The sequence below is a fragment of the Flavobacterium granuli genome, from assembly GCF_031456055.1.
GTDB lineage: Bacteria > Bacteroidota > Bacteroidia > Flavobacteriales > Flavobacteriaceae > Flavobacterium > Flavobacterium granuli_A.
Map to the genome: position 1 here is coordinate 299193 of NZ_JAVDTX010000001.1, position 11977 is coordinate 311169.

Below are 11977 nucleotides of genomic sequence, written 5' to 3' on the forward strand. Positions count from 1 at the left end.
GAGTTTAAGGTTTAGAAGTTTAAAGTTGGATTACCTTAAATTTTTGAATTAATCAATTGTGCCAATTCCTTGGTCAGATTCTTTCTGGAATATTTTTGCAAACCTACACCATACGATTGTAATTTCCCTTCCAAAAATTGATTATAATAAGATATGATAGTGTTTTTTAATTTTTCTTTCTCAGAATAGTCAAAGAACACACCTGTATTTGTTCCTGTAATAATTTCGGCAAAATCCGAATCTTTTGGACCAATGGCAATAATTGGCCTATTGGAAACCATATATTCGAAAAGTTTTCCTGGAATAATGCTTTTCGTTTCTTCCGAATTTATTTCGATAAGTAACAAAACCTGCGAATTTCTTTGATGTGTCACTGCTTCAGAATGGGAAACATACCCTAGATTATTAAGATATGAATTCAAATTAAACTGTGAGATGGTATCCAATACTTCCTGACTGACAGCACCAATTAATTTTAATTCCAAATGCGATTTAAAATCGGGAATTTCTTTTAATAACTCAGCCAAAGATTCCCATAATATAACCGGATTTCGTTCCGAAAGAAACGACCCGATGTGAGCTAGGCTAAATTTGGAATCCAAAATAGTTTTTGTAACTGGCTCTGTGTCATAACCGTTGGTAATAACTGCAATAGGCTTGCTGGTTATTGCCTCAAACTCCGTTTTGGTAGTTTTACTGGTAACAATAATAGTATCGGCAGTATTCAAAACTCTATATTCAAGCGCTTTGTGTTTTCTTTCGGCCCTAGTTGATAATCTCAAGGATTTATGATATCCAATAGTGGTCCAAGGATCACGAAAATCGGCAAACCAAGTAACTTTCAATTTCTGTTTTAAAACCAATCCGATTAAGTGCAAACTATGTGGTGGTCCCGAAGTGATTATGGTATCGATATTATTTTCGGCAATGTATTTTTCCAAATAACTAACTGATGGCTTTACCCAATAAACCCGTGCATCCGGAATAAACAAATTTCCTCTAATCCACAGCAATGACTTATCAAGAAAAGTTTGCTTCTTTTGGTTTGGAATAATACCCGAACTAATTTTTTTGGTTTTATTTTTCGAAAAAAAGGAAGCTAACTGATAGGGTTCGAAAATTTTATTTTTTAAAATAATAGCCTTCTCAGAAACTTCTTTTTCTAAATTCGTATCAACTATTGGATAAGTTGGATTCTCAGGAATATAAACAATTGGCTGAAAGTCAAAATCAGGTAAATATTTTACAAACTTGAGCCAACGTTGAACACCAGGCCCTCCTGCTGGTGGCCAATAATAAGTTATAATGAGGATTTTTTTTGATTTTGATTTCAATTTTTTATTTTGTTATTATAGTAGAGATGCAGATTAGCACATCTTTACAATACTTCTTTATTTTTCTTTCTCTCAAAGTAAAATCCTCCGACTAAAAGAAATAACATTCCAATACTACTAACAAGTGTGATTGCACTTCCTGTTTTCACCACTTGAGGCTCAAATTTGAATTCAATAGTATGCCTTCCTGCAGGAAGTATTATTGCTCTCAAAGTATAATCAGCTCTCATGATTGATGTTTCTTTTCCATCTATTAAAGCTTTCCAGCCTTTTTCATAATACATCTCAGAGAAAACGGCTAAACCTTCTTCCGTATTGTTTGAAGTATACTTTAAATTATTTGGCAGGTATGAATCCAAAGTTATTGTAGCCAAACTGTCTTTGACGAAAGCCTTATTTTTAATATCCGAAAACTCATTTTCATTAATAACCGCTACTTCTTTAGAATTGAACTTATCCAAAGCTTTCATCTCTTCATCAGCATTTTTAACCAAATTTACTTGATTCACAAACCAGGCATTTCCATTGGCATCCGGATTTATAATTGGGTATTCTTTACCTTCTTTATCGGTTTGAATCACATACTTAACATTTAACATATTAAGTATTTCCAAATTATTTTTGGCAATTTGATAATCAAATAATTGTTGCATTCTTTTAGGTCTCACAGCACTATATCCGCCAATCGCTTTATGAAAATAGGAAGTTCTTGCTTGCATCAATCCCTGTATATCAAATACACGGTAATTTGTTGGGTCTTTAAGGATTTCAGCATCAGCAGCAGTTTCCTGAAAAGGAACTTCAACATCTCTAGCACTGATAAAATCTTTATTAGATACATAATTTTTATCCACAAAAAACAAGTCGGAAACCATAAATAGACCAACCAAAATAATAGCTGTGTTTTGGGCTATTCTATTTTTAACAAATAGCCATAAAGTACCAGCCGCTATGAGAATAAAAAATCCGGAGCGTAATAAATCGGCACTGTATAATGATTTTCTATCGGCCTTAAGCGCATCAACAAAACTTGGTCCATAACTTTCAATCAAATAACTGTCACTGGCTCCCGAAAAGCTGAATAAACTTTTAGACAAAAACAAAACAATAATCAAACCTAAACCTATAGCTCCCGATTGCAATAATGGTTTTAATTGTTTTTCTTTTTCCAATTTAAAAAAAGATTGCAAGCCCATAATAGCCAAAACAGGAAAACATAATTCCAAAATAACTTGAATAGACGATACCGCTCTAAACTTATTATACATTGGAATATGGTCTATACAAAAATCAGTCAAGGCAGGGAAGTTTTTCCCCCAAGAAAGGATTAAGGTTAAGAATGCTCCTCCAAGGAATGCGTATTTAATTTTTCTTTCGTCAATAAACAAAGCCAAAATTGCTAAAAAGAAAACCACTACTCCTATATATGCAGGTGCAGACACAATTGGTTGATCTCCCCAATACGTTGGCATAGCTGTTACAAAATCGGTAGCTTGTGATTCTGGAACACCTTGCGAAATCATAAACTCAAACATACTACTATCTGTACCTACTTTTTCATTATTGGATCCTCCAAACAATCGAGGCGCAATCAAATTAAAGCTTTCGGCAATACCATAACTATACTCTGTAATATATTCACGAGTCATAGCGCCATCAGTAGTGCTTTTGGTTCCATCGGGTTTGAAAGTCAAATCACTTTTCCCACGAATACTAAAATTAGCATATTCAACTGTTGCCAATAAATTAGTAGCATTGGCACCAATAGCAATAATTCCTGCCCCAATAAGTGTTCCTACTGAATACAATAAAGATTTATATTCTTTTGATTTGATTCCCTCATAAATAAAATACCCAGAAAGAATCAATAATAATATCAGAAGGTAATAAGTCATTTGAAAGTGATTCGCATTTACTTCTAATGCAACGGCAAACATCGTTAGCAAACCTCCCAAAATATATTTTCTTTGAAAAACCATTACAAAACCAGCCACAACCATTGGCATATAAGCAATAGCATGCGCTTTGGCATTATGTCCTACGCCAAGTATAATAATCAAATAAGTAGAAAAACCGAATGCTAACGCACCAAAAAAAGCTTTTAACGGATCTGCTTTTAGAACCAACATCAAAACGTAAAAACTTAGAAAATACAGGAATAGATAATCTGCAGGACGTGGTAAAAAACGTAATGCATCATCGATAGCTCCTACATAATCGTGAGGATATTTAGCTCCTAATTGATAAGTAGGCATTCCCCCAAAAGCAGAGTTTGTCCAATAAGGTTCTTCATGATGAGTTGCTCTAAAATCATTTTGTTCTTTGGCCATCCCAGTGAATTGCGCGATATCCGATTGAAAAATTTGTTTTCCTTGCAAAATAGGAAAGAAATACAGTGTGGAAACAAGGATAAAACCAAGTATGGCTAATGCGTGCGGAAAGAACTTTTGAAGTTGCTTCATTTATATGGGTTTGAAGTTTAGAGTTCAGATTTTAGAGTCTAATATTACGACAAAAAAAATCTAAATACTCGATATGGTTTTGGGTTATTATTATTTTTTGGAGAATTTGCCTTATACATTGAAATTCCCCTTCAGGGATCAGGAGTTAATCGATCTCTTCATAATCGACATAATCCCCAATTTTTTTAGTTTCGCGAGGATTTTTACTATTGGCAGTATCGATTATAATTTCATCATTGCTTGACGTTTTCTTCCAAGTCGTCTGTTGGGCACGTTGGTACTGCTGCTGTTGGTGCTGTTGGAAATTTTCTCCAGCTTTCTCAACTGCCTTTTTAACTAATAGAGGCAAAAACAATCGAGCCAAAAATTTAAAAATATAATAGAAAGCGATCATATAAAATATCGCTTTTATAAAACCCGAAAAAGAGGCTGTTTGCATAATCAAATATTTTTTGGCAAAATTAATAAATCAATATTGAAACTTCAGACCAAATTGAAAATATCATTCTTAAATAAATGATAAAATAAAGAGAAAACCATCCAAAAAACGAGTAAAAAGCATTTCCAAGTACTCAAATACAGTTTCATTTAAATTCCATACAACTTAAAAACAGATTTTAAGATATTTTTTTTTAACAAAAACTCTTGAATCGAGACATAATTTCACTGTAAAAAACGAATGTCAAAATTTAAAAAGCAATTTCAAAAACATAATAATCTGATTATCAAAAGCTAATAAAAACCTAATTCTTAAAATTGCATTAGTTTATATGGATTATAAAGAGTAATTTTGCACCCTATTTTAAAAATATATATGAATAAATTTGAACAATTAGGATTGAGTGAATCGTTACTGAAGGCGATTTTAGATCTAGGATTTGAGAATCCGACCGAAGTACAGGAGAAAGCGATTCCCCTATTATTGGAAAAAGACACAGATTTAGTTGCGTTGGCTCAGACAGGGACAGGGAAAACGGCAGCATTTGGTTTTCCAGTTATTCAGAAAATTGATGCCAACAACAGAAATACGCAAGCATTGATTTTATCTCCAACACGTGAATTGTGTTTGCAGATTACCAACGAACTTAAAAACTACTCTAAATACGAAAAAGGTATTAATGTGGTAGCAGTTTACGGTGGGGCTAGCATTACAGAACAAGCGAGAGACATTAAAAGAGGAGCACAAATTATAGTAGCGACTCCAGGTAGAATGCAAGATATGATTAACAGAGGATTGGTAAACATTTCTCAAATTAACTATTGTATTCTTGACGAAGCAGACGAAATGTTGAATATGGGTTTCTACGAAGATATCGTAAACATCCTTTCTACTACGCCTGATGAAAAAAGCACATGGTTGTTTTCTGCAACTATGCCTGCTGAAGTGGCACGAATTGGAAAACAATTCATGACCGAACCTATCGAAATTACAGTAGGTACTAAAAACTCTGGTTCAGCTACAGTATCACACGAATTTTACTTAGTAAATGCCCGTGACCGTTACGAAGCTTTGAAACGTTTAGCTGATGCTAATCCAGACATTTTCTCAGTAGTTTTCTGTAGAACTAAACGTGACACACAAGCTGTTGCCGAAAAATTAATCGAAGATGGATACAGCGCTGCTGCATTGCACGGAGATTTATCCCAAGCGCAACGTGACGGTGTAATGAAATCTTTTAGAGGAAGACAGATCCAAATGCTTGTTGCGACTGACGTAGCTGCACGTGGAATTGACGTTGATAATATTACTCACGTAGTAAATTACCAATTACCTGACGAAATCGAAACTTACAATCACCGTTCAGGTCGTACTGGTCGTGCTGGTAAATTAGGTACTTCTATCGTAATTGTAACTAAAAGTGAATTACGCAAGATTTCTTCTATCGAAAGAATCATCAAACAAAAATTCGAAGAAAAAACAATCCCTTCTGGAATTGAAATCTGCGAAATCCAATTGTTACACTTAGCAACTAAAATTAAGGATACTGAAGTTGATCACGAAATTGACAACTACTTACCAGCTATCAACAATGTATTGGAAGATTTATCGAAAGAAGAATTAATCAAGAAAATGGTATCGGTAGAATTTAACCGTTTTATCAATTACTACAAGAAAAATAGAGATATCTCAAATCAATCTTCAGGTTCTGAAAGACGTGACCGTGATGATAGAGACGGAGCTCCAAGAGAAAACAACAATGGTGGTGCTACAAGATACTTTGTAAACATCGGTTCAAGAGACAATTTCGATTGGATGACACTGAAAGACTACTTGAAAGAAACATTAGATTTAGGTCGTGATGACGTTTTCAAAGTAGACGTAAAAGAAGGTTTCTCTTTCTTCAACACAGATCCTGAACACACTGATAAAGTAATGGAAATATTGAACAACGTACAATTAGAAGGACGTCGTATCAATGTTGAAATCTCTAAAAATGACGGTGGTGGAAGACGTGACCATAACGGAAGAAATTCTGGTGGTGGATTTGGTGGTGGAAGAAGCTCAGCTCCTAGAAGAGAAGGTAGTTTTGCTCCAAGAAGAGAAGGATCAGGCGGATTTAGAAGCGACAGAGGTTCTGCTCCTAGAGAAGGTGGTTTCGGACCAAGAAGCTCATCTGCTCCAAGAAGAGAAGGTGGTTTTTCATCTGACAGAGGTTCGAGAGAAGGCTCATCAGAAAGAGCCCCAAGACGTTCTGAAAGCTTTGGTGATTCACCAAGACCAAGAAGACCAAGAAGAGACTAACAATCACAGATTGTTAATTTTCTTATAATTATACTAGAACTACAAAATATTTAATCCCGTTTTACTACTTTTAAAGTTTTAAACCAGTTTATGAAATATTTTGTAGTTTTTTTATTTTTAGTTACCTCCATAAGTTCACTAGCTCAAACCACTGAGATCCCCACAAAAATCTCCGGTACCATTATCACCGACAATACTGGTTCTCCATTAGCCAATGTGAACATTATCAACATCAATCAAGTTACAGGAACCACTACAGACAGCAAAGGTAATTTTGAATTAGCTGTTACCCAAAGTGATACCTTACACATAACCCTACTAGGTTTCGAATCATTACGTGTTCGCGTTACCAATGACTGGATCAAAAACAAAAAAACCACAATCCAGCTTACCCAAAAAGCAATTCCGTTACACGAAGTTGTGATAAGCCCATATTATCTAACTGGTTATCTCGAAATCGATTCTAAATTAATCCCTATAAAAGAAGACTATCGCTATAGCATTTCGGGCTTAGGCCAAGGTTACGAAGCTGGACAATATGCACCCGAAGCCTTTGGAAAAGTATTGGGCTCCATATTTAACCCCGCAGATATGCTTTACAATTTCTTCGGAAAAAGGCCCCAACAGCTCAAAAAACTAAGGGAAATGCGAAAGGATGACACTGTAAGAAACCTTATGGAAACCAGATACGACAGAGAAACTATTTCATTATTACTAGGTGTTTCTCAAGATGAAATTGCTGAAATATTGACCCGCTGCAGTTACTCAGAAGCTTTTATCAAATCTGCAAACGACCTTCAAATCATGGACGCAATAAGCGGTTGCTACGAACAGTACAAAATCTTGAAGAAAAAATAATTAGCAATTACCCAAAATTTGATTAAACATCTCATTTGGGCGTGCCACCATAAAGAAAAGGGACCAACTCATCGCAACGGTGATTCGGTCCCTTTTCTTTAAGCTGTCGGGCTATCCGCGCTACTTCGGTAGCTAGCTTCTATCCCTCACGCACGTAAACCAAAAACTTTATTTAAACATTCTTCATGCGTTATTCTACAGCGTTTTTAGAAGTATTCAAAATCAATCTTTTTTATGTTGTTGTTCAATGTGATTTTGATTTCCACTAATCTTCGTGTCACCCTCACTTAATCCGTTTGACATTCCGACCATAAAAGCAGTAATAATTAGAATAAATTTTCTTTTTGCCCAAAGGATTGGCAGTTTAGATTTCTTCAAACATTGTTTCTTATTATATTTATACATTTTGTAAATTATAAATGATTATACATTTCTTTTATCATCATAAGCACTAAATTGCATTGACGATTAAAAACTAGTTTTCTAGACTATGTATAAACTTTTATAAGAACTTCTCGAAGTAACCATCTCATTTATAAAGATGGATTGAGATGTAATCGAACTTACTTCTTGATAAAGCAATGTTCTCGTTTTTAAAAGAACAGGAACTTGAATACTATAAATATCTTGGAATTCGAGGCAAGAAAATATAATTGGAAACGAAGTCTTTTCGTTTGAATTCGCCTGACCGAACACATATAATTCGGAATCTTTACTAATCGATTCTCTTTTGAAAATTACGTTCGAGTATTGATAATAATCTACTGAATTTGATTGAAAATATAATGTACAATCATTAATCAACTGGACAAAAACCAGAAAGAGATAAATCAGATATTTTAAATACTTTTTCAATCTATTGAATTCGAATTATCATTTTTTTAATAAAAAATCTGAGAACATTTTCACTAAGTCTTTTCCCTACACGAAAATACAACTAAAACTGACAATCCTACAAAACATTAACCTTAAAATTTCAATAACGCCTTCAATATCAAAAACATATTTCCCATTAAATAGTTCCTCTAAATTTTGAAATTTGTAATTGATATTGATATTTATTTCTGGGGATTTTCCTCAAAATACCTCGCTTCAATTCTCTTAATATCTTTGATAGATTTCTTAGCCCAATCCAATCTCTTTACCAACATCTCTTCCTCAGTCAATTGCCAAGCGACATCCGAATTGCGTAATCTATTCGTTAAGTTCTGAATAATAATCGCTGCCGAAACTGAGATATTCAAACTCTCCGTAAAACCCACCATAGGGATTTTTAGAAAGCCGTCCGCTTTATCAAGAATCTCTTCCGACAATCCGTCTCTTTCGGTACCAAAAAACAACGCACTTGGTTTCGAAATATCAAAATCCTCTAACAAGCAATCATTCTCATGTGGTGTGGTTGCAATGATTTGATATCCCTTATTTTTCAAAGTATCGATACAATTCGTAACACTGTCGTAAGTCGAAATATCAACCCATTTTTGGGCGCCCATCGCTATTTCTTTATCAATTCTTTTACCATAACGTTCCTCGATAACATGCAATTCCTGAATTCCAAAAACCTCACAACTGCGCATTACTGCACTGGCATTATGCATCTGAAAAACATCTTCCACTGCAATAGTAAAATGTTTTGTACGATTTCCCAGAACATCCAAAAATCTTTCTTTCCTGTTGTCTGTTATAATATTTTCAAGAAAATTAAGGTAATCCAAATCAATCATTGCACGTGTTTTTTTGGCAAAAATACTAAAAAAGAGTAGTTTTATAATCTAATGTATATAGATGAAAAAGAAATTAGTGGTTCTTACTGGTGCTGGAATCAGCGCCGAAAGCGGTATCAAAACATTTCGCGACAGCGATGGATTATGGGAAGGTCATAATGTAATGGATGTCGCTACTCCAGAAGGCTGGCACAAAAACCCAGCATTGGTACTTGATTTTTATAACCAAAGACGCCAACAATTAAAAGAAGTAAAACCCAATTTAGGCCATCAAATTTTAGCCGAATTGGAAAATGATTTTGACGTTTACATCATCACCCAAAACGTGGATGATTTACACGAACGGGCTGGAAGTACAAATATTACCCATTTACACGGTCAATTATTAAAAGTACGAAGCTCCAAAAACGAAAACTATATCTTGGATTGGAAAGACGATTTGAATTTTGGTGATGTTGACCAACATGGAAACCAGCTTCGCCCTCATATTGTTTGGTTCGGTGAGCAAGTTCCTGCTTTGGAAGAAGCCATAACAATAACAGAACAAGCCGACTATTTTGCAGTCATTGGCACTTCTTTGCAGGTTTATCCTGCTGCTGGCTTAATTGATTATACTCCAAAAGAAACTCTCATTTATTATATCGATCCAAAACCCATAAAAATTCCGAATCTTAGAAACCCTCTTGAAATAATTCCGAATATCGCTTCGGAAGGAGTCCGTATTTTAAAAGAAAAATTACAAACTAATCTATAACAACTTTATCAAAGGCATTTAACAAACCTAAATCTAGGACAGTACTTTGATGGTTTTCACTTTGGGAATACATCGGCTTAAATTTGGCTCCATAAACGACTTCATCAAAAGTATAAGAAGTCCGAGTCGCAACCGTGGTACTGAACATATCATCAAATGTTTTGATAATCAAAATAATTTCACCCGAAATCGAAGAATAATCAGAAGCTTCAAATCCAAACAAAGGACTTTCGCTTGTTATCGGATGAACTAATGTCCAACTCAAAGCTAGCGAATTAATTTTTTGATATTCAAGATCCAAGGTGTAAAATTTATTCATCATAACTCCATTCTCTTCAATTCGCATACCTAGAGTTACATTAACTTCTGCATCAATATAATTGGTGTTTTTATAAGGAGCAAGTCTAAACATTAATGCTTTTCCACCATTAAAAGAAGCAATAATTGCATTATGAGAAAACTTCAAAAAAATGGCAGGCTTACTAAATCTTCCAAAAAACAATCCTGTGGCGATAGCAAAACTCAATAAACCCATTAAAGCTTCGGCAGATGATAAGGCACTCGTATAAAAACCCGTCGGACTGATATGCCCATACCCCACTGTCGTAAAGGTTTGTGCACTAAAAAAATAAGCTTGACCAAATTGTACCCAAACATCATCTGTCGTTTGAATCCCATTGAGATGCTCAATCCCAATCCCAAAATACAGCAACGCAAACACAAAATTAATACTAATATAAAACAACAAAAGAATAGATAAAAATTTCCAAGAAGGCATATCCAACATAGTATGATACCAACTGATTCTGTCAAGAAACCCAATGCCTTTTTTGGCAGCATTTGCCGACCCGTCCTTATTTATGAAACGACCACCGTAACTGGATGCACTAGATCCAAATCCCGTATTTATAAGGGATTTTGCTTTTAAATTCAATCGATTAAATATCGCCATGTATCAGTTCCTAATTAACTGCAAATTAGACAATAAATTCTACTTAACAATAACATCAATTCTCATTTAATAATGATAACGAAATAAATTAAAGTGCCACTCCTAAATAATGTATTCCTTTTTTTGAACCGTTCAAAATAACAGTTTTTTCTATTAAAAAAGATAAGTCATCATATTAATACCTCCTCATAAAATTTCCAAATAATACATTTAAAATTACAAAAAACACATTTTAACAAAAAATAAAAATATTTTTAACCTAAAAAGTTAAAAAAATGAAAAAAAAGTTATATTTGTCATTCCTAAACTATTCCAAAATTTAACCAAAGACCACTAAATCATGAATTTAAAATTACCCCTGATCATTGTACTTCTTACATTTTCTCAAAGTTTTTTTGCTCAAGAATCCAAAGATGATACTGTAAGTACTGAAAATTCTTCAACAATTACTGCTAAAACAGAGACTGCTCCAATTGACTTTAAAAAGCAAATGCAAGATTTAAAAGATCAGGAAAAAGCTTATTTAGCAAAAGTGGAAGCAGAAAAAAAGGCAGCTGCCGAAGCTAAAGTAACCGCAGAAAAAGCAGCTAAAGCAAAAGCTGAAGCAGATAAAAAAGCAGCAGAAGAAGCAAAAATAGCAGCAGCCAAAGAAGAAGCTATTGCAGCTAAAGCTAAGGCTGAAGCAGATAAAAAATCTACAGCTGAAGCAAAAGAAGCTGCAAGAATAGCAGCAATAGAAGCAAAAGCGAAAGCTGAAGCTGACGCAAAAGCTGCAAAAGAAGAAGCTATTGCCGCTAAAGCAAAAGCTGAAGCTGATGCAAAAGCCGCAAAAGAAGCTGAAAAATTGTCTAATGAAAAAATAGCCGCTTACCAAAAAGAAGCTGAAAAAGCTAAAGACGCTCAAGAAAAACTATCTAAAGATGTAGAAAAGTTAAAAAAAGAAAAAGAAGAAGCTGATCAAAAATTAGCTGAGTCAGCCAAATTAGCATTACAAAAAGCAACTCTATTGGATGAACAAATCGCAAAAGCTGAAGCTGAAGCTGCTAAAAAAGCAGAAGCCGATGCCAAAATAGCCGCAGAAAAAGCAGCCAAACAAAACTAACACAAAAAAAAATAAACCAAACCAATCCTAATTTATAACCAATTTTAA

Annotated in this window: 9 protein-coding genes; 4 read left to right on the top strand and 5 right to left on the bottom strand. The window is 34.3% G+C overall.

The features are described 5' to 3' along the window. Positions 1-35: 35 nt before the first annotated feature. From J2W95_RS01335 to J2W95_RS01345, 3 genes are all read right to left on the bottom strand, one after another. Positions 36-1334: a glycosyltransferase family 4 protein gene (locus tag J2W95_RS01335; protein ID WP_310003144.1), complete on the bottom strand. Its 1299-nt coding sequence runs from the start codon at positions 1332-1334 to the stop codon at positions 36-38. Positions 1335-1378: 44 nt separating this feature from the next. Next, the gene (locus J2W95_RS01340) at positions 1379-3796 is read right to left on the bottom strand and encodes a YfhO family protein (protein ID WP_310003146.1); all 2418 of its coding nucleotides are present in this window, start codon (positions 3794-3796) and stop codon (positions 1379-1381) included. 145 nt (positions 3797-3941) lie between these two features. Beyond that, the gene (locus J2W95_RS01345) at positions 3942-4235 is read right to left on the bottom strand and encodes a DUF4834 family protein (RefSeq protein ID WP_310003147.1); all 294 of its coding nucleotides are present in this window, start codon (positions 4233-4235) and stop codon (positions 3942-3944) included. Between the two features lie 375 nt (positions 4236-4610). Between J2W95_RS01345 and J2W95_RS01350 the strand changes: the two genes are divergently transcribed. Both J2W95_RS01350 and J2W95_RS01355 read left to right on the top strand, forming a co-directional pair. Continuing rightward, positions 4611-6539, top strand: a complete 1929-nt coding sequence (locus tag J2W95_RS01350) for a DEAD/DEAH box helicase (protein ID WP_310003151.1) — start codon at positions 4611-4613, stop codon at positions 6537-6539. Positions 6540-6629: 90 nt separating this feature from the next. After that, complete coding sequence (locus tag J2W95_RS01355; protein ID WP_310003154.1) at positions 6630-7397, top strand: carboxypeptidase-like regulatory domain-containing protein; 768 nt, start codon at positions 6630-6632, stop codon at positions 7395-7397. Between the two features lie 1058 nt (positions 7398-8455). Here J2W95_RS01355 and J2W95_RS01360 read toward each other — a convergent pair. After that, positions 8456-9121 carry a TrmH family RNA methyltransferase gene (locus tag J2W95_RS01360; protein WP_310003157.1) on the bottom strand — a complete coding sequence of 222 codons (666 nt, stop codon included), beginning with the start codon at positions 9119-9121 and terminating at the stop codon, positions 8456-8458. Positions 9122-9182: 61 nt separating this feature from the next. Here J2W95_RS01360 and J2W95_RS01365 point away from each other — a divergent pair, with 61 nt between their 5' ends. Then, on the top strand, positions 9183-9875 hold the full coding sequence (locus tag J2W95_RS01365; protein ID WP_310003159.1) for an SIR2 family NAD-dependent protein deacylase: 693 nt from the start codon (positions 9183-9185) through the stop codon (positions 9873-9875). Here the strand turns inward: J2W95_RS01365 and J2W95_RS01370 are convergent. Beyond that, the gene (locus J2W95_RS01370) at positions 9865-10827 is read right to left on the bottom strand and encodes an ion channel (protein ID WP_310003161.1); all 963 of its coding nucleotides are present in this window, start codon (positions 10825-10827) and stop codon (positions 9865-9867) included. The two genes, J2W95_RS01365 and J2W95_RS01370, sit on opposite strands and share 11 nt — an antisense overlap. Positions 10828-11167: 340 nt before the next feature. Between J2W95_RS01370 and J2W95_RS01375 the strand changes: the two genes are divergently transcribed. Beyond that, a complete protein-coding gene (locus tag J2W95_RS01375; RefSeq protein ID WP_310003163.1) occupies positions 11168-11929 on the top strand; it encodes a hypothetical protein in 762 nt (253 codons plus the stop codon). The last annotated feature ends 48 nt before the right edge of the window (positions 11930-11977 follow it).